This is a genomic window from Streptomyces sp. NPDC053367 (assembly GCF_044545925.1).
Lineage (GTDB): Bacteria > Actinomycetota > Actinomycetes > Streptomycetales > Streptomycetaceae > Streptomyces.
The window spans coordinates 262,360-286,422 of sequence record NZ_JBITYN010000008.1 but is presented as its reverse complement, the minus strand read 5'-3'; the positions used below and the strand labels follow the sequence as shown (position 1 = coordinate 286,422).

Annotated in this window: 25 protein-coding genes; 21 read left to right on the top strand and 4 right to left on the bottom strand. The window is 71.0% G+C overall.

The features are described 5' to 3' along the window. Positions 1 to 128 precede the first annotated feature (128 nt). From ACIGXJ_RS23700 to prcA, 4 genes are read left to right on the top strand one after another with little or no spacing between them, the layout of a single operon-like run. Positions 129 to 347, top strand: coding sequence for a ubiquitin-like protein Pup (locus tag ACIGXJ_RS23700; protein ID WP_031486664.1), 219 nt, complete (start codon positions 129 to 131; stop codon positions 345 to 347). A gap of 43 nt (positions 348 to 390) precedes the next feature. Next, on the top strand, positions 391 to 996 hold the full coding sequence (locus ACIGXJ_RS23695; RefSeq protein ID WP_399648705.1) for an endonuclease VII domain-containing protein: 606 nt from the start codon (positions 391 to 393) through the stop codon (positions 994 to 996). After that, complete coding sequence (prcB, locus tag ACIGXJ_RS23690) at positions 948 to 1,793, top strand: proteasome subunit beta (protein ID WP_399648702.1); 846 nt, start codon at positions 948 to 950, stop codon at positions 1,791 to 1,793. The genes ACIGXJ_RS23695 and prcB overlap by 49 nt, the downstream gene beginning before the upstream one ends. A gap of 59 nt (positions 1,794 to 1,852) precedes the next feature. After that, positions 1,853 to 2,602 (top strand): proteasome subunit alpha, encoded by a 750-nt coding sequence (gene prcA, locus ACIGXJ_RS23685; protein WP_399648698.1) that lies wholly within the window; start codon positions 1,853 to 1,855, stop codon positions 2,600 to 2,602. Positions 2,603 to 2,733: 131 nt separating this feature from the next. On the opposite strand, the gene ACIGXJ_RS23680 is transcribed toward prcA, so the two are convergent. Next, a complete protein-coding gene (locus ACIGXJ_RS23680; protein ID WP_399648695.1) occupies positions 2,734 to 3,750 on the bottom strand; it encodes a LacI family DNA-binding transcriptional regulator in 1,017 nt (338 codons plus the stop codon). Between the two features lie 95 nt (positions 3,751 to 3,845). Between ACIGXJ_RS23680 and ACIGXJ_RS23675 the strand changes: the two genes are divergently transcribed. The 16 genes from ACIGXJ_RS23675 (at position 3,846) to ACIGXJ_RS23600 (ending at position 20,446) form a co-directional block, all read left to right on the top strand. Then, entirely contained in the window at positions 3,846 to 5,105 is a 1,260-nt protein-coding gene (locus ACIGXJ_RS23675; RefSeq protein WP_399648693.1) for an MFS transporter, read from the top strand. 9 nt (positions 5,106 to 5,114) lie between these two features. Further along, positions 5,115 to 6,476: a Pup--protein ligase gene (pafA, locus tag ACIGXJ_RS23670; RefSeq protein WP_055622880.1), complete on the top strand. Its 1,362-nt coding sequence runs from the start codon at positions 5,115 to 5,117 to the stop codon at positions 6,474 to 6,476. 130 nt (positions 6,477 to 6,606) lie between these two features. After that, complete coding sequence (locus ACIGXJ_RS23665) at positions 6,607 to 7,611, top strand: FKBP-type peptidyl-prolyl cis-trans isomerase (RefSeq protein ID WP_399648691.1); 1,005 nt, start codon at positions 6,607 to 6,609, stop codon at positions 7,609 to 7,611. 90 nt (positions 7,612 to 7,701) lie between these two features. Further along, positions 7,702 to 8,073 (top strand): FKBP-type peptidyl-prolyl cis-trans isomerase, encoded by a 372-nt coding sequence (locus ACIGXJ_RS23660; protein WP_399648689.1) that lies wholly within the window; start codon positions 7,702 to 7,704, stop codon positions 8,071 to 8,073. Positions 8,074 to 8,277: 204 nt separating this feature from the next. Beyond that, positions 8,278 to 9,255 carry a helix-turn-helix transcriptional regulator gene (locus ACIGXJ_RS23655; protein WP_399648686.1) on the top strand — a complete coding sequence of 326 codons (978 nt, stop codon included), beginning with the start codon at positions 8,278 to 8,280 and terminating at the stop codon, positions 9,253 to 9,255. A gap of 18 nt (positions 9,256 to 9,273) precedes the next feature. Beyond that, entirely contained in the window at positions 9,274 to 10,347 is a 1,074-nt protein-coding gene (locus ACIGXJ_RS23650) for a helix-turn-helix transcriptional regulator (RefSeq protein WP_399648684.1), read from the top strand. After that, entirely contained in the window at positions 10,344 to 10,637 is a 294-nt protein-coding gene (locus tag ACIGXJ_RS23645; RefSeq protein WP_399648682.1) for a hypothetical protein, read from the top strand. The genes ACIGXJ_RS23650 and ACIGXJ_RS23645 overlap by 4 nt, the downstream gene beginning before the upstream one ends. Positions 10,638 to 10,715: 78 nt before the next feature. Beyond that, complete coding sequence (locus tag ACIGXJ_RS23640; protein ID WP_399648680.1) at positions 10,716 to 10,910, top strand: hypothetical protein; 195 nt, start codon at positions 10,716 to 10,718, stop codon at positions 10,908 to 10,910. A 274-nt stretch (positions 10,911 to 11,184) separates the two neighbouring features. After that, a complete protein-coding gene (tatA, locus tag ACIGXJ_RS23635) occupies positions 11,185 to 11,475 on the top strand; it encodes a Sec-independent protein translocase subunit TatA (protein WP_399648677.1) in 291 nt (96 codons plus the stop codon). Positions 11,476 to 11,522: 47 nt separating this feature from the next. Continuing rightward, the gene (tatC, locus tag ACIGXJ_RS23630) at positions 11,523 to 12,470 is read left to right on the top strand and encodes a twin-arginine translocase subunit TatC (protein WP_399648675.1); all 948 of its coding nucleotides are present in this window, start codon (positions 11,523 to 11,525) and stop codon (positions 12,468 to 12,470) included. 157 nt (positions 12,471 to 12,627) lie between these two features. Further along, the gene (locus ACIGXJ_RS23625) at positions 12,628 to 15,480 is read left to right on the top strand and encodes a DEAD/DEAH box helicase (RefSeq protein ID WP_399648673.1); all 2,853 of its coding nucleotides are present in this window, start codon (positions 12,628 to 12,630) and stop codon (positions 15,478 to 15,480) included. A gap of 370 nt (positions 15,481 to 15,850) precedes the next feature. Then, complete coding sequence (locus tag ACIGXJ_RS23620) at positions 15,851 to 17,497, top strand: sensor histidine kinase (RefSeq protein ID WP_399648670.1); 1,647 nt, start codon at positions 15,851 to 15,853, stop codon at positions 17,495 to 17,497. After that, complete coding sequence (locus ACIGXJ_RS23615; protein ID WP_399648668.1) at positions 17,494 to 17,901, top strand: roadblock/LC7 domain-containing protein; 408 nt, start codon at positions 17,494 to 17,496, stop codon at positions 17,899 to 17,901. The genes ACIGXJ_RS23620 and ACIGXJ_RS23615 overlap by 4 nt, the downstream gene beginning before the upstream one ends. After that, complete coding sequence (locus ACIGXJ_RS23610; protein ID WP_399648666.1) at positions 17,898 to 18,317, top strand: DUF742 domain-containing protein; 420 nt, start codon at positions 17,898 to 17,900, stop codon at positions 18,315 to 18,317. Before ACIGXJ_RS23615 ends, ACIGXJ_RS23610 begins: the two co-directional genes overlap by 4 nt. Beyond that, positions 18,298 to 18,918 (top strand): GTP-binding protein, encoded by a 621-nt coding sequence (locus tag ACIGXJ_RS23605; protein ID WP_399648664.1) that lies wholly within the window; start codon positions 18,298 to 18,300, stop codon positions 18,916 to 18,918. The genes ACIGXJ_RS23610 and ACIGXJ_RS23605 overlap by 20 nt, the downstream gene beginning before the upstream one ends. Positions 18,919 to 18,967: 49 nt before the next feature. After that, positions 18,968 to 20,446 (top strand): cytochrome P450, encoded by a 1,479-nt coding sequence (locus ACIGXJ_RS23600; RefSeq protein WP_399648661.1) that lies wholly within the window; start codon positions 18,968 to 18,970, stop codon positions 20,444 to 20,446. Here ACIGXJ_RS23600 and ACIGXJ_RS23595 read toward each other — a convergent pair. Beyond that, complete coding sequence (locus ACIGXJ_RS23595) at positions 20,440 to 21,390, bottom strand: pseudouridine synthase (protein WP_399648659.1); 951 nt, start codon at positions 21,388 to 21,390, stop codon at positions 20,440 to 20,442. The two genes, ACIGXJ_RS23600 and ACIGXJ_RS23595, sit on opposite strands and share 7 nt — an antisense overlap. Before the next feature lie 90 nt (positions 21,391 to 21,480). Here ACIGXJ_RS23595 and ACIGXJ_RS23590 point away from each other — a divergent pair, with 90 nt between their 5' ends. After that, complete coding sequence (locus ACIGXJ_RS23590; protein WP_399648657.1) at positions 21,481 to 22,062, top strand: GNAT family N-acetyltransferase; 582 nt, start codon at positions 21,481 to 21,483, stop codon at positions 22,060 to 22,062. 24 nt (positions 22,063 to 22,086) lie between these two features. On the opposite strand, the gene ACIGXJ_RS23585 is transcribed toward ACIGXJ_RS23590, so the two are convergent. Together ACIGXJ_RS23585 and ACIGXJ_RS23580 are read right to left on the bottom strand one after the other, a co-directional pair. Then, positions 22,087 to 22,935: a siderophore-interacting protein gene (locus tag ACIGXJ_RS23585; RefSeq protein ID WP_399648654.1), complete on the bottom strand. Its 849-nt coding sequence runs from the start codon at positions 22,933 to 22,935 to the stop codon at positions 22,087 to 22,089. A gap of 99 nt (positions 22,936 to 23,034) precedes the next feature. Next, positions 23,035 to 23,964, bottom strand: coding sequence for a 5'-3' exonuclease H3TH domain-containing protein (locus tag ACIGXJ_RS23580; RefSeq protein WP_399649103.1), 930 nt, complete (start codon positions 23,962 to 23,964; stop codon positions 23,035 to 23,037). Positions 23,965 to 24,063: the final 99 nt, after the last annotated feature.

Genomic DNA, 24,063 nt, shown 5'->3' with positions numbered 1-24,063 from the left:
AGGTGGCCCTCGTACGTTCTTCGAACTACAGGGCCGATGTCAGACCCGGCTAGTAGGGTCTGATCACCACCGATCGGCAGGAAAGCCGACCTGTCGACCATGTCGGGCAACAGAGCGGGGTGAGGGTTATGGCAACCAAGGACACCGGCGGCGGCCAGCAGAAGGCCACGCGCTCTACCGAGGAAGTCGAGGAGCAGGCGGCGGAAGCGCAGGCCTCCGAGGACCTCAAGGAGCGCCACGAGAAGCTGAGCGACGACGTGGACTCGGTTCTCGACGAAATCGATGACGTACTCGAGGAGAACGCCGAGGATTTCGTGAGGAGCTTTGTGCAAAAGGGTGGCGAGTAAAGGCAATCTGGCAGGCTCACCTTCGAAATGAAGGTTACGGGGGATGGCTGAGGAAACGCCTGAGAAGCGGTGCACCGGCTGCAAGAAGTCCCTGCCGCTCACCGCGTTCGCACGGGACAAGAATCGGCGCGATGGCCTCCAGGTGCGGTGTCGGGAATGCGTGGCGCAATACAGTGCCGCGCACTACCGGCGCCGCCGGGAGGCCATCGGCAAACCGGCGCGGGAGAAGGTGGACGTTCCGCCAGGGCACAAGCTCTGTCGGACGTGCGGTGAGGTCAAGCCGCTCAGTGAGTGGCATCGCAATGCAACCGCGTCCGACGGTCTGTCGACGCGCTGCAAGGCGTGCCGCGCCGCGCAGGGGCGGCAAGGCCATCTGAAGCGCCAGTACGGCCTCACGGAAGCCGAGCGCGACGAGCTGGTCGTCTCTCAAGGGGGCGTCTGCTGCATATGTTCGGCGGCTGCGCCCGAGCATGTGGATCACTGCCATGAGACGGGTAGGGTCCGTGGCGTACTGTGCTTCAGCTGCAACGCCGCACTGGGGCAGTTCAAGGATCGGCCCGACGTCATAAGGCGGGCTGCTGCTTACGTGGAAGGAATCGCGTGGAAGCCAACACTCGTAGCACCGGGCGTCTACCAGCTGCCTTCCTGACGCCAGGATCCTCCTCCTTCATGGACTTCCTCTCCGAGCACCAGCCGGAGCTGCTGCCGGGGAAGCGGCAACTGCCGCCGACGCAGGGTGTCATCGAGGCGCCGCACGGGACGACGATCGTGTCCGTGACGTTCCCCGGGGGCGTCGTGCTCGCGGGTGACCGGCGGGCCACCATGGGCAATGTGATCGCTCAGCGGGACATCGAGAAGGTGTTCCCGGCGGACGAGTACTCGGCCGTCGGTATCGCCGGCACCGCCGGTCTGGCCGTCGAGATGGTGAAGCTGTTCCAGCTGGAGCTCGAGCACTTCGAGAAGGTCGAGGGCGAGCAGCTGTCGCTGGAGGGCAAGGCCAACCGGCTGTCGACCATGATCAGGTCGAACCTGGGCATGGCCATGCAGGGGCTGGCGGTCGTGCCGCTGTTCGCGGGGTACGACCTGGACCGCGGCAAGGGGCGGATCTTCTCCTACGACGTGACCGGTGGCCGCTCCGAGGAGCACAACTACGCCGCCACGGGCTCGGGCTCGGTCTTCGCGCGTGGGGCGATGAAGAAGCTGTTCCGCGACGACCTGAGCGAGGAGCAGGCGACGACGCTGGTCGTGCAGGCGTTGTACGACGCGGCCGACGACGACTCGGCGACCGGTGGTCCCGACGTCGCGCGCCGGATCTACCCGATCATCACCGTGATCACCGAGGACGGCTTCCGCCGGCTCACCGAGGACGAGGCCTCGCAGATCGCGCGCTCGGTGCTGGAGCGCCGGCTGGAGCAGCCGGACGGTCCGCGGGCCGCGCTGCTGTAGCGGGCCGCTGCTTGTTGCAAGGTGATCCAGTGATTTCGACAGAAAGGGACGGATAACCGGTGTCGACGCCGTTCTATGTCTCACCTCAGCAGGCCATGGCCGACCGGGCGGAGTACGCCCGTAAGGGCATCGCCCGGGGCCGCAGCCTGGTCGTGCTGCAGTTCGCCGACGGCATCGTGTTCGTCGGCGAGAACCCGTCCCGTGCGCTGCACAAGTTCAGCGAGATCTATGACCGGATCGGTTTCGCGGCCGCCGGTAAGTACAACGAGTACGAGAACCTCCGTATCGGCGGTGTCCGGTACGCCGACCTGCGTGGATACACCTACGACCGGAACGACGTGACCGCGCGTGGTCTGGCGAACGTGTACGCGCAGACGCTGGGCACGATCTTCTCGAGTGTGGGGGAGAAGCCGTACGAGGTGGAGCTGGTGGTGGCCGAGGTCGGCGAGACGCCGGAGTCGGACCAGATCTACCGGCTGCCGCACGACGGGTCGATCGTGGACGAGCACGGTTCGGTCGCGGTGGGCGGCAACGCGGAGCTGATCAGTAACTATCTGGACCAGCGGCATCGTGACGGCATGACGTTGGCCGAGGCGCTGCGGTTGGCGGTGCAGGCGTTGTCGCGGGAGTCGAACGGCACGCAGCGGGAGATTCCGGCGGAGCGGCTGGAGGTGGCGGTGCTGGACCGTACGCGGCCGCAGAAGCGGAAGTTCCGGCGGATCCAGGGTCGTCAGCTGGAGCGTCTGCTGGAGCAGCAGGAGGGTGTGTCGGCCGATGCGGCCGAGGAGGGTTCCTCCGAGGAGGAGTGACCTCTGCCGGACGGCTGCGTTTCGCTGTGTTTCGGATGCCCCGCGTCTTCTCAGGCGCGGGGCTTCCGCTTTTACGGTCGCGGGCGCCCGGCGCCGGTCTCAGGGGGGGGGCCGGGAGCGCGGGGTGCGCCTCAGGTGGCCGGTGGTGGGGCCGTGGAGGCCCGTACGACGAGTTCCACGGGGATGTCTCCGGCGTCGGGTGTGCGGCCCTCCAGGACGGCGAGGAGGGCTTGCATGCCGCGTTCGCCGAAGAGTTCTGCGTCGAGGCGGACGGTGGTGAGCTCGGGGTCGATGGCGGTGGCGAGGCCGAGGTCGTCGATGCCGGTGACGGAGAGGTCGTCGGGGATGCGCAGGCCGAGGCGGCGGGCGGCTTTGTAGGTGCCGGCGGCGAGGAGGTCGTCGTCGCACAGGACGGCGGTGGGGCGGGGGCCGGGTGCGGTGAGGGCGGTCTCGGCGGCGGTGACGGCGCTGTCGATGGCGAGTCTGGCGCGGGCGGTGCGGACGGTGGTGCCGGGGTGGGGGGCGAGGCGGGCGGCGAGTTCCCGGGCGCGGATCTCGAAGGTCCAGGAGGGGACGTCGGCGGCGAGGTGCAGGAAGTGGCGGTGGCCGAGGTGGAGGAGGTGGTCGGTGGCCTGGCGGACGCCGTCGGCGATGTCGAGGTTGACGGTGGCGGCGCCGTGGCTGCCGGCGGGGTCGCTGTCGAGCATGACGAGGGGGAGTTGGTCGCCGCGGATGGAGGTGAGGGCGTCGGCGGCCATGGAGGAGGCGATGACGCCGTCGAGGGCGGCTTGTGCGGAGGCGAAGGGGTCGCGGGCGGGGCCGATGCCTTCGGGGGAGGGGTAGAGGACGACGCCGAAGCCGTTCTCGGCGGCCACGCGTGCGGCGCCGGTGTAGACGCCGGCGAAGAATTCGGTGGTGAGGGCCGGGACGACGAGGAGGACGGTGCGGGTGCGGCCGAGGCGGAGGTTGCGGGCGGCGAGGTTGGGGCGGTAGTCGAGTTCTTGTGCGGCCTGTCGTACGCGTTCGGCGGTGGCGGGGGAGACGCGGCCGCGCCATTTGTCGCCGAGGACGAGGGAGACGGCCGCCTGGGAGACGCCGGCGGCCTGGGCGACGTCCCGGCTGGTGGGGCGTGTGCTGCCGTGTGCCACCGTCCGTCTGCTCCTTCGTCTGGACTCGTGAACAGCGCTCATGGTACGTATGACGGACGACGTTATACGTAAAACCCCAGCCGAGAGGGCGGATCATGGCCGCGGGATACCTGGAGATCCTCAGGGCGAAGCACGCCACCCGGCTGCTGGTGGGCACGCTGGTGGGGCGGCTGCCCAACGCCACGGCGGCGATCGCGATCGTGCTGTTCGTGCGTGCCGAGGGCGGCACCTACAGCCTCGCGGGCGGGCTGGCGGCGGTCTACGGCGTGGCGAACGCCGTGGGCCAGCCGGTGCTCGGCCGCCTGGTGGACCTGTACGGGCAGCCGCGGGTGCAGCTGCCCGCGGCGCTGGCGTCGGCGCTGGCCATGACCGCGTTCGCGTTCACCGGCACGGACCTGCTGGGCCTGTCGTACGCGGCGGTGGCTCTCGCGGGTCTGTTCACGCCGCCGCTGGAGGGCGGGCTGCGGGCGCTGTGGCCGTCGGTGCTGCGCCGGGAGGAGCAGGTGCACACGGCGTACGCGATGGACGCCGTGGCGCAGGAGGTGATGTTCACCGTCGGCCCGCTGCTGGTGACCCTGTGTGTCTCCCTGTGGTCGGCGCACGCAGCGGTGGTGGTGCTGAGTGTCCTCGGAGTGCTCGGGGCGCTGTCGGTCGTCCTGTCGCCGCCCTCGCGCGCGTGGCGCTCGGCTCCGCGTGCGGCGCACTGGCTGGGCGCGCTGCGTTCGCCGGGCCTGGTGGCGCTGCTCGCGGCGTTCCTGTTCATCGGGATGGCGCTGGGTTCGATCACCGTGGCGGCGGTGTCGTACGCCGATGAGCACGGCGGTGACGCGGTGTACGGCTGGATGATGGCGGCGCTGGGGCTGGGCGCGCTGGTGGGCGGCACGGTGTACGGGGCGCGGCAGTGGGCGGGTGCGCCGGAGCGGCGTCTGCGGATGCTGGTGGCTCTTCTGGCGGTGTGTTACCTGCCGTTGATGCTGATGCCGGGTGCCGTGGCGATGGTGGGGCTCACCGCGCTGGCCGGTGTGTTCCTGGCGCCGGCCATCGCGTGCGCGTTCGTCATCGTCGACCGGCATGCGCCGAGCGGCACGGTGACGGAGGCGTTCTCCTGGCTGGTGACGACGTTCACGGTCGGCGCGTCGGTGGGAACGGGGCTGGCCGGGCCGGTGGTGGAGGCGGGCGGGGCGCTGTGGGGTTTCGCCGTGCCGGGTGCCGCGGGGGCGCTGTCGTTGCTGGTCCTGGCGGCCACCGGGAGGGTGCTCGCAGCTCCCGTCCGGAGGGCGGTCGTTGCGGCTTCATCGGAAAATGATCCAAATCGTGCCGTCGAACCCCGTTTCAGCTCGGGGGATCGGGCGTAATGTTCAGTCATGGACCGCCGCATTTTCGGGCTGGAGAACGAGTACGGCGTCACGTGCACGTTCAGGGGACAGCGCCGTCTGTCGCCTGACGAGGTGGCGCGGTACCTCTTCCGCCGTGTCGTGTCATGGGGCCGCAGCAGCAATGTCTTTCTGCGGAACGGCGCCCGCCTCTATCTCGACGTGGGGTCACATCCGGAATACGCGACACCCGAATGTGACAACGTGACCGAGCTGGTCACTCACGACAAGGCCGGCGAGCGCATTCTCGAAGGACTCCTGGTGGACGCGGAACGACGCCTGCACGAGGAGGGAATCGCGGGCGACGTCTACCTGTTCAAGAACAACACCGACTCGGCGGGCAACTCCTACGGGTGCCACGAGAACTATCTGGTGGCCCGGCACGGGGAGTTCTCCCGGCTCGCGGACATTCTCATCCCGTTCCTCGTGACCCGCCAGCTGCTGTGCGGTGCCGGCAAGGTGCTGCAGACGCCGCGCGGTGCCGTGTACTGCGTGAGCCAGCGGGCCGAGCACATCTGGGAGGGCGTCTCCTCGGCGACGACCCGTTCCCGGCCCATCATCAACACGCGCGACGAGCCGCACGCGGACGCGGAGCGCTATCGCCGGCTGCATGTCATCGTCGGCGACTCGAACATGTCCGAGACGACCATGCTGCTGAAGGTCGGCGCGACCGACCTGGTGCTGCGCATGATCGAGGCGGGCACGGTGATGCGTGACCTGACCCTGGAGAACCCGATCCGGGCGATCCGCGAGGTCAGCCATGACATCACCGGGCGGCGCAAGGTGCGCCTGGCCAGCGGCCGGGAGGCGTCGGCGCTGGAGGTGCAGCGGGAGTACTACGAGAAGGCCGTGGACTTCTGCGAGCGGCGCGGCATCCGTACCGGCACGGTGGAGCAGGTGCTGGAGCTGTGGGGCCGCACCCTGGACGCGATCGAGACCGAGGACCTCGACCGGATCGGTACCGAGATCGACTGGGTGATGAAGTACAAGCTCATCGAGCGGTACCGGGCGAAGCACAACATGACGATGTCGCATCCGCGCGTGGCGCAGATAGACCTCGCCTACCACGACATCCACCGTCGTCGTGGCCTGTACTACCTGCTGGAGAAGAAGGGCCAAGCCACCCGGATCTGCAACGACTTGAAGATCTTCGAGGGCAAGTCGGTTCCGCCTCAGACCACTCGGGCGCGGTTGCGCGGTGATTTCATCCGGCGGGCGCAGGAGCAGCGCCGTGATTTCACGGTCGACTGGGTGCACCTGAAGCTCAACGACCAGGCACAGCGCACGGTGTTGTGCAAGGACCCGTTCCGTTCGGTGGACGACCGGGTGGAGAAGCTGATCGCCGGAATGTGAGCGAGGTGTTCCGGACTCGTGCCGGAACGCAACACGGGCGCCGTACGTTTCTCGTGCGGCGCCCTTCTCACGCCGTAGAGTTGCGCGCACGTCCATCCGACCGAGATCGACCGATTACGAGGCCCCCACCGTGCGCCGACGCTCTCTCATCCTTGCCGCCGTCCCCGCTGGACTGGTCACGCTCGCCGGCTGCGGCGACGACAAGGCAGATTCCGGCAAGGCCAGCGACAGCGCGTCGCCGACGGACGGGAGCCAGTACTCCACGCCCGGGCCGAAGATCGTGGAGGGTCCGCTGCCGGCGATCACGGCGGGGGTGAAGTTCGACGAGAAGCCGACGGTGGCCAAGGGCAGCGGGAAGCCGTCGAAGGACCTGGCGGTGAAGACGCTGATCGCGGGCGGCGGCCAGACGGTCGCGGAGAACGACTATGTGCAGGCCCACTACCTCGGCCAGGTGTGGGACACCGCGAAGGTGTTCGACAACTCCTACGACCGCAAGACGCGCCTGATCATCCAGCTCGCGCAGGGCAGCATCATCGACGGCTGGCGCTACGGCCTGGCCGGCAAGAAGGTCGGCAGCCGGGTGGAGATGGCGGTGCCGCCGGCCCAGGGCTACGGCTCGCAGGGCAATGCGCAGGCGGGCATCAAGGGCACCGACACGCTGGTGTTCGTGGTGGACCTCAAGGCCACGTTCAACGGCAGGAGTTCCGCCAAGGGCAGCGAGGTGGCGCAGGACGACAAGGACCTGCCCAAGGTGGGGACGAACACCGACGGCAAGGCGCCGTCCATCGAGGTGCCCAAGACCGACCCGCCGAAGAAGCTGGTGGCGCAGTACGTCATCGAGGGCGACGGCGAGGAACTGACCGCGGACAGCACGGTGCTGGTGCAGTACAAGGGCGTGCAGTGGGACGGCGGCAAGGAGTTCGACTCGACGTACAGCCGCAAGTCGCTGACGTCGTTCTCGCTGCAGCAGGTGGTCAAGGGCTGGTCGCAGGGGCTGACCGGGAAGAAGGTCGGCAGCCGGGTGCTCATCGTGATCCCGCCGGACCTGGGCTACGGCGACAACCCGCCGCAGGGCAGCGGGATCGAGAAGGGTGCCACGCTGGTGTTCACGGTGGACATCCTCGCCAAGATGTGACGCCCCGCCGACCCGTCCTCGGGCGGCGCGCCGTCGGGGATGAAAGACTGTGCGCGTTGCCTTTTTCGTACACATGCAGGAGCTAGTGACGTGAACATCGACAAGCCCGAGATCGACTTCCCTGAGGGCGCGCCCCCGGCGGACCTGGAGATCAAGGACATCTGGGAGGGCGACGGCCCGGTCGCCGAGGCCGGTCAGACGGTCACCGTGCACTACGTCGGTGTCTCCTTCAGCACGGGCGAGGAGTTCGACGCCAGCTGGAACCGTGGCGCGCCGTTCCGTTTCCCGCTGGGTGGCGGCCGTGTCATCCAGGGCTGGGACCTGGGCGTGCAGGGCATGAAGGTCGGCGGTCGTCGTCAGCTGACGATTCCCGCGCACCTCGCCTACGGTGACCAGAGCCCGACTCCGGCCATCAAGCCCGGTGAGACGCTGATCTTCGTGGTGGACCTGCTCGGGGTCTGATCGCCCCGGCCCGGTCACTTCGGGTCTGATCACACAAGGTCTGATCACACAAGGTCTGATCACTTGGGGTCCGATCGTCGTACGACCGGACCCGATCACCTGGGGTCCATGCCTGTCCGGGCATGGACCCTCGGCTTTTGCCGGGGCGCCGCGGAGCGGTACGGTCATCGGTCGGAAGCACCATAGGGAAGGCGAAGGGCGTCGATGGCCATTGCCAAGGCCGAGCGGCTGATGAACCTGGCGTTGTGTCTGCTCGGGACGCGGCGGCCGCTCAGCAAGCGTGAGCTGCGGGACTCCATCGAGGCATACGTCGAGGCCTTCAGGCCGGAGAAGGGCGCGGCGGGCAACGACGACTCCTTCAACCGTATGTTCGAGCGGGACAAGGACGATCTGCGCGAGCTGGGCCTGGTCATCGAGACCGTCGAGAGCCTGGACGGCGAGGTGGGCTATCTGGCCCGCCGCGACTCCAACCGGCTGCCGCCGATCACCCTGGACGCCGAGGAGGCCGCGGCGCTCGGGCTCGCCGCGAAGGTGTGGCAGCAGGCGCGGCTCGCCGGGGCGGCCAGCGGGGCCCTGCAGAAGCTGCGTGCCGCGGGGCTGCCGGAGGACGTCGACCCGTACGAGGCGCACGGCGCGCTGGAGCCGCGGATCCCGGTGCACGAGGCGGCCTTCGAGCCGCTGATGCTGGCCTGCCGCGACCGCCGCCCGGTCGTCTTCGACTACCGCAAGGCCACCGCAGCCCACCCGGAGACCCGGCAGGTCGAGCCGTGGGCGCTGGAGTGCTGGCGCGGGCACTGGTACCTCGCCGGCTTCGACCGCGACCGGGGCGCCGAGCGCGTGTTCCGGCTGTCGCGGATCACCGGCAAGGTGCGCAGCCGCGGTGGTGCCTTCACCGTGCCCGTGCCGGACGTCGTCACCGTGCGGGAGACCGTCGCGAGCTGGGCGGGCGAGACCGCCGACCGCAGCGCGCGGATCCGGCTGAGCTCCGGCGCCGGTTACCCCCTTCGGGCGAAGGCGTCCGCCGTGCGGGAACTCGGCGACGGCTGGGACGAGTTGGAGATTCCGTACGGCCATGGGCTGGATGCCTGGCTGGTGGAGTTCGGGCCCGACGTGGTGGTGCTGGAACCCGCCGAGCTGCGGGCCGATGTGGTGGACCGGCTGCGTGCCGTGGCCAAGGGCTGAGGGGGAGCGGGCAAGAACGTGGCAGGCAAACCGGTCAGGCCCACGAACGCCATCGACCAGACCCGGCGGATGCTGTCGCTGGTGACCTATCTGCGGGAGCGCCCCGGCGCGCGCGTGGAGGACGTCGCCCGCGCCTTCGGCATCACCGAGGACGAGCTGGTCTCCGACCTCGACGTGCTGCCGATGTGCGGCACCAGCTTCCGTGGCGGGGATCTGCTCGACATCGACACCGACGGCGAGCGCATCTGGTGGCACAACCCGGCCGCGCTCGGCGCGGAGGCCGCCGAGCCGCTGCGGCTCGCCGCCGACGAGGCGACCGCGCTGCTGGTGGCCGCGCGGGCCGTGGCGACCCTGCCGGGGCTGCGCGAGAGCGACCGGCAGGCGCTGCTGCGGGCGACGGCCAAGGTGGAGACCGCCGCGGGGGAGGCCGCCGGGGCCAGCTCCCGGCTGTCGGTCACCTTCGAGTCCGAGGGCGGTGTGTTCGCCGACGTCGACCGGGCCATCTCCGAGCGGCGCCGGCTGTGGATCCGCTACTACTCCCCGGCCCGTGACGAGGTCACCGAGCGGGAGATCGACCCGATCCGCCTGGTCAGCGTCGGCCACACCTATGTCGAGGCCTGGTGCCGCCGCTCCGAGGCGCGCCGCACCTTCCGGCTCGACCGGGTCGCCGAGATCAGGATCCTCGACGAGCCGTCCGCGCCGCCGGAGATAGAGCTGCGTGATCTGTCCGAGGCGCTGGTGCAGCCCGCCGCCGAGGACCCCGAGGTGGTCGTCGAGGTCGGGCCGGGCGGGCGCTGGGTCGCCGAGTACTACCCGCACGACAGCGCCGAGGAGCTGCCCGACGGCGGGCTGCGCATCACCCTGCGCACGCCCGACCCGGCCTCCCTGAAGCGTCTGGCGCTGCGCCTGGGCGCCGACGGCCGTATCGTCGCGCCGCGCGACCTGGCCGACGCCGCCCGTCAGGCGGCCCGCGACGCGCTCGCGGCGTACGACGGCCTGGAGGCGCCGGGCGACACGCGGGGGGCCGGCGGCCCCGGACCCGGCGGGCAGGGCACGGGCCGGCAGGGCGACAGGCAGGAGCAGATGCTTTGAGCGAGTCGGTGGCGCCCGGGGGACGGGGCATGTCGGTGGCCTCCGCGTTCGCGGGGATGAGGAGCGTGGCGCCCGTGGTGTTCCGGGCGGGCTGCCCGGACTGCCGGGGCCGCTTCGAGCTCGCCGCCGGTGCCCTGCGCCTGGCCATCGGCGCCTCCAGCCGCACCACCTTCTACTCCTTCACCTGCCCCGACTGCGGCGCGTCGGTGCGCAAGCCCGCGGGGGACCGGATCGTGGAACTGCTCACCGGCGGCGGCGTACGGACCCTGCGGCTGCACTCCACGCTGTAGGCCGACGGCGGGTCCGGGGTGGCGCCGGGGTGCCGGTCGGCTGCCTGCCGCGCCCGGGGACCGTCTAGGCTCGGCGGCATGTTCTGGCCGATGTTCGCGGTTGCCGTGGGTTTTGTGGGTCTCGCCGTGCTGGGCGTGTTCGCCGTGCGGGTGTTCCTGGAGGCGCAGCGCCTGGGCAGACAGGTCTCGGAGTCGGCGCGGCGGATCAACCGCGCGGCGGAGGACCTGGAGCGCGCCGCGGTGAGCACGGCCCGGGCTGTGGACTCCCTGTGAGAGGCGCCGCACCGCACCGCCCGCCCGGCGCCGCGGACAGCGTAGGCCGGGAGTGTTTTGGGTGGTATCGCCCTGTCGACCCGCCGGGGGCGACAGGTACGCTGCTGGTCGCGGCCCGCTGAACGAGGCCCGGACCGCGAACCGGGAGTACGCACGGGGATTGCCTGAGGTTCACCCCCGGGCGTTACGATCGCTGGCGGCACGATCGTTCGGACACCTGTCCGACCGGTCGGACAGTGTCCCATCAATTCGCCTCGGTGAGAAGGTAAAACATATGTTCGGCGGAAAGATCGGCCCGCTCGAGATCACCCTGATTCTCGTCATCATCCTGCTGCTGTTCGGTGCCAAGAAGCTTCCGGACATGGCTCGCTCGCTCGGCAAGTCCGCGCGCATCCTCAAGAGCGAGGCGAAGGCGATGAAGGAGGACGGCAAGGCCGCCGCCCCCGCCGACCCGCCGAACCCGGGCGACGACCAGACCCCCGCTCAGCGCGTCATCCAGGCTGCCCCCGGCGATGTGACCAGCTCCCGCCCGGTCACCGAGCCGACGGACACCACCAAGCGCTGACGCAGGGCCGGTGACCTCCGGCCCGCCGTAGGAGATGGGAACGTGGGTTGCTGAAGCCTGCCCGCAACAAGGAGAAGGACCCCGAGGGGCGGATGCCCCTCGCGGAACACCTGCGTGAGCTCCGCAACCGGCTCGCGAAGGCCGTGCTGGCCGTCGTCGTCGTCACCGTCGTGGCCGCCTTCTTCTACAACGACATCATCGACTTCTTCACCGAGCCGGTCCTGGACTCCGTCGGATGTCCGGACTCCTTCTCGGAGCTGGCGAAGCAGACGAGCGACAGCCCCTGCGCCCAGATCACGATCAACGGTCTGCTGGCGCCCTTCACGCTCGCGCTGAAGGTCTCCCTGATGGCCGGTGTCGTCCTCGCCTCGCCGGTCTGGCTGTACCAACTGTGGGCGTTCGTCGCGCCCGGTCTGCACCGGCACGAGAAGAAGTACGCGTACGCGTTCGTCGCCACCGGCGTCCCGCTGTTCTTCGCGGGCGCCTACTTCGCGTACTCGGTGCTGCCCACCACCGCGAACGTCCTGATCGAGTTCACGCCCTTCGGCGTGGACAACCTGCTGCCGCTGGACGACCTGCTGGACCTCGTCACCCGCATGGTGATCGTCTTCGGTCTGTCCTTCGAGCTGCCGCTGCTGCTGGTGATGCTGAACTTCACCGGGGCGATCACCGGCAAGCGCATGCTCGGCTGGTGGCGCGGCATGATCCTCGGCATCACGGTCTTCGCGGCCATCGCCACGCCGAGCACCGACCCGCTGTCCATGCTGGCGCTGGCCGGGCCGATCTGGGTCCTGTACTTCGGCGCCGTGATCGTCGCGCTCCTCAACGACCGGCGCAGGGCCCGCCGCGAGGCCCTCGAACCCGACGCCGACGAAGCCTCCGAGCTGGACCTCACGCCCGAGGACATCGGCGAGATCGAGCCCGTCACCGCGGCCCGGGCCCTGCCCGAGCAGACCGGCACCGACCGGGTCAACGGCTACGACGACGTGACCTGACACCCCGGGGCCGGCCGAGCGCCGGCCCCCGACGCCTCCACCCCACCGCGGGCCGCGGCCGGGGCGCCCACCCCGGCGCCGCCGGCCGCTCGCGTCTCACCCGTCGTACGGCCGTGAGCTGCGCGGACATCGGGTGCGCGGGAAGCGGATCGGGATAATGATCGTCCGGTTGTCAGTGCGGAACGGTACGCTCGAAAGCACGATGACAGAGGACCTCTCACCGGCCCAGCGGTACGCGGCAGCCCGCAAGCGCGCTGCCGAGCAGGCCACCGCCCTCGCGTCCTTCCGCGAGATGTACGACTTCGGCCTCGACCCCTTCCAGATCGAGGCCTGCCAGGCGCTCGAAGCGGGCAAGGGCGTCCTGGTGGCCGCACCCACCGGCTCGGGCAAGACGATCGTGGGCGAGTTCGCCGTCCACCTCGCCCTGCGCCAGGGCAAGAAGTGCTTCTACACGACACCCATCAAGGCGCTGTCGAACCAGAAGTACAACGACCTGTGCCGTCGCTACGGCACGGCGAAGGTCGGCCTGCTCACCGGCGACAACAGCGTCAACTCCGACGCCCCGGTCGTCGTCATGACCACCGAGGTCCTGCGGAACATGCTGTACGCCGGCTCGCAGACCCTCCTCGGCCTCGGCTACGTGGTCATGGACGAGGTGCACTACCTCTCCGACCGCTTCCGCGGCGCCGTCTGGGAAGAGGTGATCATCCACCTGCCCGAGTCGGTCACGCTGGTGTCCCTGTCCGCGACCGTGTCCAACGCCGAGGAGTTCGGCGACTGGCTCGACACCGTCCGCGGCGACACCGAGGTGATCGTCTCCGAGCACCGGCCGGTGCCGCTGTTCCAGCACGTCCTCGCCGGGCGCCGGATGTACGACCTGTTCGAGGAGGGCGAGGGCCACCGCAAGGCCGTCAACCCCGACCTCACCCGCATGGCCCGCATGGAGGCCAGCCGGCCCTCCTACCCGGACCGCCGGCGCGGGCGCTCCATGCGCGAGGCCGACCGTGAGCGCGAGCGCCGCCAGCGCTCCAGGATCTGGACGCCGAGCCGCCCCGAGGTCATCGAGCGCCTCGACGCCGAGGGACTGCTGCCCGCGATCACCTTCATCTTCAGCCGCGCCGCGTGCGAGGCCGCCGTACAGCAGTGCCTGTACGCCGGGCTGCGGCTGAACGACGAGGAGGCGCGGGCGAAGGTGCGGTCCCTGGTCGAGGAGCGCACCGCCTCCATCCCCACCGAGGACCTGCACGTCCTCGGCTACTACGAGTGGCTGGAGGGCCTGGAGCGCGGTATCGCCGCCCACCACGCGGGCATGCTGCCGACCTTCAAGGAGGTCGTCGAGGAGCTGTTCGTGCGCGGCCTGGTGAAGGCCGTCTTCGCCACCGAGACGCTCGCCCTGGGCATCAACATGCCCGCGCGGTCCGTGGTGCTGGAGAAGCTCGTCAAGTGGAACGGCGAGCAGCACGCCGACATCACCCCCGGCGAGTACACCCAGCTCACCGGCCGGGCGGGCCGGCGCGGCATCGACGTCGAGGGCCACGCGGTGGTGCTGTGGCAGCGCGGGATGAACCCCGAGCAGCTCGCGGGCCTCGCGGGCACCCGCACCTATCCGCTGCGCTCCAGCTTCAAGCCGTCGTACAACATGGCGGTCAACCTCGTAGAGCAGTTCGGGCGGCACCGCTCGCGCGAGCTGCTGGAGACCTCCTTCGCGCAGTTCCAGGCCGACAAGTCGGTCGTCGGGATCTCCCGGCAGGTCCAGCGCAACGAAGAGGGCCTGGAGGGCTACAAGGCGTCGATGACGTGCCACCTCGGCGACTTCGAGGAGTACGCGCGCCTCAGACGGGAGCTGAAGGACCGCGAGACCGAGCTGGCCCGGCAGGGCGCGGCGCAGCGGCGCGCGGAGGCCGCCGTGGCGCTGGAGCGGCTCAAGCCCGGTGACGTCATCCATGTGCCGACCGGCAAGTACGCGGGCCTGGCGCTGGTCCTGGACCCGGGGCTGCCCGCCGGGCGGTCCAACGGCCATCGCGGCTTCGACCACCAGGACGGGCCGCGCCCGCTGGTGCTGACCGCCGAGCGGCAGGTCAAGCGGCTGGCGTCGATCGACTTCCCCGTCCCGGTCGAGGCGCTGGAGCGGATGCGGATCCCCAAGACCTTCAACCCGCGCTCCCCGCAGTCGCGCCGGGACCTGGCCAGCGCGCTGCGCAGCAAGGCCGGCCACATCGTGCCGGACCGGCACCGCAGGGCGCGTGCGCAGGCGGCCGACGACCGCGAGATCGCCCGGCTGCGCGCCGCGCTGCGCGCCCACCCCTGCCACGGGTGCAACGACCGTGAGGACCATGCCCGCTGGGCCGAGCGCTACTACCGGCTGCTGCGGGACACCTCGCAGCTGGAGCGGCGCATCGAGGGCCGGACGAACACCATCGCCCGCACCTTCGACCGGATCGTGGCGCTGCTGACCGAGCTGGACTACCTGCGCGACGACGAGGTCACCGAGCACGGACGGCGGCTCGCCCGGCTGTACGGCGAGCTCGACCTGCTGGCCAGCGAGTGCCTGCGGGCCGGCGTGTGGGAGGGCCTGAACCCCGCGGAGCTCGCGGCGTGCGTCTCGGCGCTGGTGTACGAGGCGCGGGTCAGCGACGACGCGCTCGCGCCGAAGCTGCCGTCCGGGAAGGCGAAGGCCGCGCTGGGCGAGATGGTGCGGATCTGGGGGCGTCTGGACGCGCTGGAGGAGGACTTCCGGATCAGCCAGTCCGAGGGCGTCGGACAGCGGGAGCCGGACCTCGGGTTCGCGTGGGCCGCGTACATGTGGGCCTCCGAGAAGGGGCTCGACGAGGTGCTGCGCGAGGCGGAGATGCCGGCCGGTGACTTCGTGCGGTGGTGCAAGCAGGTCATCGACGTACTGGGGCAGATTCAGGCGGCGGCTCCCCCGGAGGGGTCGACCGTGCCGAAGACCGCGCGCAAGGCCGTCGACGCGTTGCTGCGGGGGGTAGTCGCCTACTCGTCCGTGGGCTGATCGCCTCGGGCGCCGATGGAAGCGCTGGTGCGGGTGCGGGTGTTGCGCGAGACGTCGCGGGACGCCCGCACCCGCGCTTTTTGCATGATCCTGCGAGCTCTTCCCTGAACCTGTCACTCGTTACGGTGAGTTACTTTCGTATGTCTGTACTCCGCTACTCTCCGTGTGTGACCGTGGTCCCAGCGTGTAAATGGGGCTGAGCGTACTCCTGTTGCGGGGGTCATTTCAGGTGCTTGCCGAATATGACACGGCGATGATCCGGTCGGACTAAGCTCGCCCGCAGCGCGCCGAGTTGAGACGAATCGTGCGCTTGTTCCCCTACGCGCCTTAGATCCCGACAGTTCCCGACCGTTCCCTGACGAGGGCCCACATGGTGAGTGTCCAATCCCCTCCCGTACGCCGCGAACTCCCCTTCAGCCGCGTGCTGTTGCTCCCCGCGATAGTCATGGCCGCGGCGACCGGCGCCGCCGTGGCGCTCGTCCCGCAACCGGCACAGAACGCGGTCGCCGTGTGCGGTGGCATCGCCACCCTGCTGGTGATCCTCACCGGTGCCGAGGCCGTGCGCCGCGGTCGTGTGCTGCACGACCTGCGCACCGACCACGCCCGTGACACTGCGTATCTGGAACGGCGTATCGCCGCCCACGAGGAGCGGATGATCCGCCTCGGCCAGGAGGTCGTGCCCGCCGCGATCCGCCGGTTGAACAGCGGCCACTCGCCCGGCGAGGTGATGCGCGACCTCGGTGACATCGACGCCTCCTACCGGGACCTGTCCGAGGCCGAGCGCCAGCTCGTCCACTACCTGCTGCGGATCGTCGACCACGAGGAAGCCCTGCGGGACTCCGCCCAGCGGTCCTTCGTGAGCATCGCCCGCCGGGTCCAGGCGATCATCCACCAACAGGCCGCGGAACTGCGGGAGATGGAGGAGGACCACGGCCGCAACCCCGAGGTCTTCGACGACCTGCTGCGCATCGACCACGGCAACGCCCTGATCGGCCGGCTCGCCGACTCCATCGGCGTCCTCGGCGGCGGCCGCCCCAGCCGTCAGTGGCCCAAGCCCGTCGCGCTCTACAGCGTGCTGCGCGGCGCCATGTCCCGGATCCTGGAGTACCGGCGCATCTCGCTGGACAACATCGCCAAGGTCAACATCAAGGGCACCGCCGTCGAACCGGTCATCCACGCCTGCGCGGAGCTGCTCGACAACGCCACCCGCTATTCTCCGCCGCAGACCAAGGTGCATGTCACCGCCTTCGAGGTGCAGACCGGCGTCGCCATCGAGATCGAGGACGGCGGAGTCAGCCTCAGCGAGGAGGCCCGCGCCCGCGCCGAGGGCATGCTGGAGCGCGCCAAGGCCGGTGTCGACCTCCAGGAGCTCGGCGAGAGCCCGCGCCTCGGCCTCGCCGTCGTCGGCCGGCTGTGCACGCAGTTCAACATGCAGGTCTCGCTGCGCAATTCGGCGTACGGCGGCGTGCGGGCCGTGCTGATCGTGCCCAGCGACATGATGACCACCGAGCCCGGCGTCGGACTCGCCCACGGTATCGGCGCCACCGCCCTGCCCCAGACGGTCGACGCGCTCGAAGGCCCCAAGCGTCCGCCCAAGAAGCGCCGCCCCACCAGCCCGCGCATCCCGGCCACGGTCTCCATGGAGGACGAGATCCCGGAGGTCACCGAGTGGACCGCGGGCGGCCTGCCGCAGCGCCGCAGCCGGGTCAAGGTCCCGATCAGCCAGCGCATCGCCGAGCAGTACGCCGCCGAGCGCGCCATCCGCGAAGGCCGCGACCCCGGCCCGCAGTGGGCCGATCTGAAGGCCGAACTGGCACCGGAGGCACCGGCGAAGAAAGAGGACAAGCCCGACAGGCCGGCGCCCGGACTGGCCTTCGAGGCGTTCTGGGAGGGCCTGAAGAAGGTCGCCCCGCCCGGGGAGCACCCCACCGCGTTCACCCGCAACCCCACCGCATACATCCATCTGATCGAGGACTCGGCCCGCAGCGAGGCCGACGACGAGGGGGACCTCAAGTGATCCAGCAGCGAGCGAACTTCGACTGGATGCTCAAGGAACTCGCCGACGGCGTACCCGGCATCGCCATGATCGTGGTGCTCTCCGCCGACGGACTGCGCATCGCACGGCACGGCGGCGACCCCGACACCGCCGACCGGGTCGCCGCGGCCTGCGCGGGCCTGCAGAGCCTGGCGAACGCGGTCGCCCAGGAGATCCCCACCAGCGAGGGCGAGATGAACATGGTCCTCATCGAGATGGACCGCGGCTACTTCTACATGATGGCCGCCGGCGCGAACGCCTACCTCGCCGTTCTCGCCGACATGATCTGCGAGCCCGGCATGATGAGCAACCGCATGCGCGACCTCGTCGTCCGCATCGGCGCACATCTGACGAGTCCGCCCCGACGCAACGGGCAGACCGTATGACGCCTCCGCAACGCCAGCGGCGCACCCCCCTCCAGCCCCCTGCCCGGCCTCCCGCACCTCCCCCGGGAGCGGCGGCCGGACAGGAAGGCGAACGCCCCAACCCCGAACGGCTCTTCGTCATCGGCGGCGTCGACGGCTCCCGAGCGGAGATGGACCTCGTCACGCTGATCGTGGCGCGCGCCGAGCCGTCGCCGTCGACCACCCCGGAGCAGGCGGCGGTGCTGCGGCTGTGCGCCGCCCCCCTGTCCGTGGCGGAGCTGTCGGCCTACCTCAGTCTGCCGTTCAGCGCGGTGACCGTCCTGCTCACGGAGATGCTGGCGGCCGAACTGGTCACGGCGCGCGCCCCGATCGCCCGTCAGGCGCTCCCCGACCGTTCCCTCCTCGAAGCGGTGATGCATGGACTTCAAAAGCTCTGACACCGTCCCCGGTCCACGCGCCGAGGACCATCTGCCGCACACGGCCCAGGCCGCGGCGAAGATCGTGATCGTGGGCGGTTTCGGGGTCGGCAAGACGACGATGGTCGGCTCGGTCAGCGAGATCAGACCGCTGACCACCGAGGAGACCATGACGCAGGCAGGTGTCGGCGTCGACGACAACTACGGCTCCGAGACCAAGACCGCCACCACCGTGGCCATGGACTTCGGCCGCATCACCATCACCGACCAGCTGGTCCTCTACCTCTTCGGCACCCCCGGCCAGGAGCGCTTCTGGTTCCTGTGGAACGGCCTGTTCGAAGGGGCGCTCGGCGCGGTCGTGCTGGTCGACACGCGCAGGCTGGAGGTCAGCTTCGACGTCATGGGGCGACTGGAGGAACGCGGCGTGCCCTTCGTGGTGGCCGTCAACTCCTTCCCGGACGCGCCCCGTCACTCCCTCGACGAACTGCGCACCGCCCTCGACCTGACCGACGAGATCCCGATCATGGAGATCGACGCCCGGCGCCGTGCCTCCAGCCGGGACGCCCTGATGACCCTGGTGCGCTTCCTGCACTCCCTCGCCCGCAGCGGCGCGCTCACCTGAGACCCGCCCCCGACACCGGACCTGATCCACCAGCCTCGGAGCCTGCACAGTGACGTCTGAACACTTCTCACCGACCGGAACGGACGCCCCGACCCTCGCCCCGCCCCCCGGCTGCCCCGCGCACGGCACCGGCCCCGCAGGCCGGCACCGGCTGTACGGCCCCGAGGCGCTGGACCTGGGCGAGCTGTACGAGAAGCTGCGGGCCGAGCACGGGCCCGTGGCGCCCGCGCTGCTCCACGACGACGTGCCCGTCTGGGTGGTCCTCGGCCACACCGAGAACCTGCACATGGTGCGCACCCCCTCGCAGTTCACCCGGGACAGCCGCATCTGGACCCCGCTGATCGAGGGCAGGGTCAAGCCCGACCACCCGCTGATGCCGCACATCGCCTGGCAGCCGATCTGCTCCCACGCCGAGGGCGACGAGCATCTGCGGCTGCGCGGCGCGGTCACCGGCGCCATGTCGACCATCGACCACCGGGGTCTGCGCCGGCACATCAACCGCTACACCCAGCGGCTGGTCAACCGGTTCTGCGAACAGGGCACCGCCGATCTCGTCAGCCAGTTCGCCGAGCACCTGCCGATGGCCGTCATGTGCGAGGTCCTCGGCATGCCCGAGGAGTACAACGACCGGATCGTGCAGTGCGCCCGCGACGCCCTCAAGGGCACCGAGACGGCGATCGCCAGCAACGCCTACGTCATGGACGCCCTCGGCCGACTCACCACCCGCCGCCGCGCGCAACCCGAGGAGGACTTCACCAGCCACCTCATCGTGCACCCCGCCCGCCTGACCGACGACGAGGTCCGCGAACACCTGCGCGTGGTCCTGTACGCCGCCTACGAGGCGACCGTCAACCTGCTGTCCAACGCGCTGCGCATGGTGCTGACCGACCCGCGGTTCCGGGCGCAGCTCAACGGCGGGCAGATGACGGTGCCCGAGGCGGTCGAGCAGTCGCTGTGGGACGAGCCGCCGTTCAGCACGGTCTTCGCCTACTTCGCCAAGCAGGACACCGAGCTGGGCGGGCAGCGCATCCGGCGCGGCGACGGGCTGCTGTTCGCCCCGGCCCCCGGCAACGTCGACCCCCGGGTCCGGCCCGACCTGTCGGTCAACATGCAGGGCAACCGCTCGCACCTGTCCTTCGGCGGCGGCCCGCACGAGTGCCCCGGCCAGGACATCGGCCGTGCCATCGCCGACGTCGGCGTCGACGCGCTGCTGATGCGCCTGCCCGACGTGGAACTCGAATGCGACGAGGACGAGCTGCGCTGGACCGAGTCCATCGCCTCCCGGCATCTGGTGTCCCTGCCGGTGCAGTTCGCCCGGCGGGCGCAGCAGGACGTGCGGGAGAAGCCGTCGATCCGGCCGGTGCCGTCGCAGCGGCCGGCCTGGCAGATCAGCACGCCCGCCCCGCAGCCGGCGCCGCCCGCCCAGCCCGAGCCGCTGCCGTCGCCCCCCGCGCAGGCGCCGACGCCGGTGCCGGCCGGGCGCCCCGGGGCGTGGCAGCGGTTCCTGCGGTGGTGGCGGGGCTACTGACCGGCCCAGTCGTCGTACGACGTCCAGGCCGCCAGCCGGCGCCCGCTGGTGAAGCGATGGGCCGTCCCGGTGACCGGGTCGGTGAACTCCAGCGTGCGGGCGAGAAGTTGCAGCGGGCGGCGGAAGTCGCCGGCGGGCACGGCGGGGAGGGGCGCGGGGTAGAGGGGGTCGCCGAGGATGGGCAGGCCGAGCGCGTTCATATGGACGCGGAGCTGGTGGGTCTGCCCGGTGGCGGGAGTCAGCCGGTACAGGGCGGTCCCGTCGGCGCGGTGCTCGGCGGCCTCGATCCGGGTGACCGCGTTCGGCTCGCCCTCGACCTCGTACGCGGTGAGCACCCCGCGCTCCTTCACGATCCGGCTGCGCACGGTGCGGGGCAGGCCGAGCCGGGGATCGTACGGGGCGACGGCCTCGTACTCCTTGTGCACACGACGGTCGCGGAACAGCGTCTGGTACGCGCCGCGTTCCTCGGGCCGCACGGTGAACAGCACCAGCCCGGCGGTGAGCCGGTCCAGGCGGTGCGCCGCGCTCAGCGTGGGGATGCCCAGGTCGCGGCGGAGCCGGGCGAGGGCGGTCTCGGTGATGTGCGAGCCGCGCGGGGTGGTGGCCAGGAAGTGCGGCTTGTCGGCGACGACGATGTGCTCGTCGTGGTGGACGACCTCCACCGGGAACGGCACCGGCACCTCGGCCGGCAGCTCGCGGTGGAACCACACGTACAGGCCGGGCACGTACGCCGTGTCCGCGGCGACCGGGCGTCCGTCCGCGTCGACGACGAGGCCCGCGTCCAGCATCCGCTCCACGACCCCGGGCCCCGCGCCGGACAGCCGCTCCACCAGGTGCTCACCGACCGTGGCCCACACGCCCTGTCCCGGCAGGCGCACGCGCACCGGATCGACCCCGTCGCGCTGGGGCAGCGGGGAGGGCGGGGGAGGGGTGCGGCGTCTCATCGAGAGGCAAGCCTACGTCGCGCGGCCGGCCGGTCCGGGCCGCCGTAAAAGCCGTTTGATCTGCTGTGCGCGGTTGGCAGGATGCGGGCCATGCCCTTTCTGACCGACCCCGTGCTGACCGCTGGGGCCTTCGCGGCGGTGCCGCAGCCCGAGATCCCGACCGGTGACGGGCTGCTGCTGCGTCCTTGGCAGGCGTCGGACGCGCCGGCGGTGTACGCCGCCTTCCAGGACCCGCTGATGCACCGCTGGCAGCTGCGGGCGGCCGACTCCGCGCACGAGGTGCGCGGCTGGATCGAGGAGTGGCGCGGGGAGTGGGCCACCGCGCGCAGCGTCCAGTGGGCCGTCGTGGACGCGGGGGAGGGCGCGCTGCTCGGGCGGGTGGCGCTGCACCACATCGACCTGGTCGACGGGGTGGGCGAGATCGGCTACTGGACGGTCCCCGCGGCCCGGGGCGAGGGGGTGGCCGCCCGGGGGACGTCGGCGCTCGCCCGCTGGGCGCTGGACGAGGCCGGCTTCGGCCGTCTGGAGCTCACCCACGCCCTCGGCAACGGCGCCTCCTGCCGGGTCGCCGCCAAGTGCGGCTTCGCCCTGGAGGGCACCAAGCGCAGCGCGGTCCTCTACACCGACGGCCGGCAGGACGTGCACCTGCACGCGCGCGTACGCGGCGACTGACCGGCGGGGCGCCCCGGGCGCGGGTCACGCCGCCGGGGCCCTGCCCTCCTGCTCCGCCTCGATGCGGGCGTTCCACTCGCGCTTGGAGGCCTGCCAGCCGTCCTCGTTGTGACCGAGGCGCCAGTAGCCGGAGATCGACAGGTCCTCGCGCGGGATCCCGCGCTCGACCCGCAGCAGATGCCGCAGCTCCTTCACACAGCCCGCCTCGCCGTGCACGAAGGCGTGCACGCGGCCCTCGGGCCACGGCAGCGCGCGCACCGCCTCCACCAGGGCCTCGCCGACGCGCCGGCCGCCGCGGTGCAGCCAGACGACCTCGGCGGCGCAGTCGATCTTCAGCTCCTCCTCGGGGCCGGAGACCTCCACGAAGCAGCGCACGTCGGCGTCGTCGGGCAGCGACTCCAGGGCGGCCGCGATCGCGGGCAGCGCGCTCTCGTCGCCGGCGAGCAGATGCCAGTCGGCCCGCGGGTCGGGGGCGTAGGCGCCGCCGGGGCCCATGAAGCGGACGGTCTCGCCGGGCCGCACCCGGGTCGCCCACGGCCCGGCCAGACCCTCGTCGCCGTGGACCACGAAGTCCAGCGTGAGCTCGCGCGTGTGCGGGTCCCAGGCGCGCACGGTGTAGGTCCGGGTCACCGGCCACCGCTCGCGCGGGAACTCGGCGCGGACGCGCTCCAGGTCGAACGGCTCGGGATAGGTCACGCCGGCGGCGGGCGGGAACAGCAGCTTGACGTAGTGGTCGGTGTGGGCGCCCACCGCGAAGTCGGCCAGGCCGTCGCCGCCGAGCACCACGCGCTGCATGTGCGGGGTGAGCCGCTCGGTGCGGACGACCTGCGCCGTGTGGGGCTTCCGCGCCGTGCGGGCCGGACGTTCTGCCATGGCGGCCTCCCTGCGTTCCCGTGCCTTAGGCATACCTAAGTTAGCACTACCCTCACCACATGTGCGGGGAACGAGTGCCCACATGAGCAGCGGAGGCGCTCACCCGCCCAAGGTCATCAGCAGCCGGTGCAGGGAGCTGCCGAGCCCCCAGCGCGCCCCGAGGTCCGCCACCGCCGCCGGGTCGCGCGGGGTGCGCGGCAGGGCCGTGTCCACGTCGGGCAGCGGGACGTCGTCCGCGACCCGGACCACCTTCGGGGCGACGGCGAGATAGGGCCGCGCCTCGACGAGCCGCTTGCGCTGCGAGGGCGTCAGCCTGGCCCGGGGGTCGTCCACCGCGGCCATGATCCCGGCCAGGTCGCCGAACTCGGCCAGCAGCTTCGCGGCCGTCTTCTCCCCGATGCCGGGCACACCCGGCAGTCCGTCGCTCGGGTCGCCGCGCAGCAGGGCCAGATCGGCGTACCCGGGGCCGTCGACGCCGTACTTCTCGCGCAGGACCGCCTCGTCGGTGAGCTGGAGCATGCCGACGCCCTTGAGCGGATACAGCACCCGCACCCCGCGGGCGTCGTCGACCAGCTGGTAGAGGTCGCGGTCGCCGGTGACGATGTCGACCGGGCCGCCGGCGCGCGCGGTGAACGTGCCGATCACGTCGTCCGCCTCGTAGCCCGAGACCCCCACCCGGGCGATGCCGATCGCGTCCAGGACCTTCTCGATCACCGGCACCTGCGGCGTCAGGGTGTCCGGCACCTCCTCCTCGTCCGGCCCCACCTCGTGCTCCTCGGCGACGCGGTGCGCCTTGTACGACGGGATCAGGTCGACCCGCCACTGCGGCCGCCAGTCGGCGTCCATGCAGGCCACCAGCTCGTCCGGGCGGTGGTCGCGCACCAGGCGGTCGATGAACTCCAGCAGCCCGCGCACGGCGTTCACCGGTGTGCCGTCCGGGGCCTTCACGGACTCCGGGACGCCGAAGTAGGCGCGGAAGTAGAGCGAGGCGGTGTCGAGGAGCATCAGTCGTCCGGTCACGTCTCGCATCATGCCGCACGCCACTGACAGCGACCCGCGGACCGGGGCCCGCCGCAACGTGTTGCGTCCTGCGCGTCCCCGGTGAGCTGTCCCACTCGTGCGTTTGCC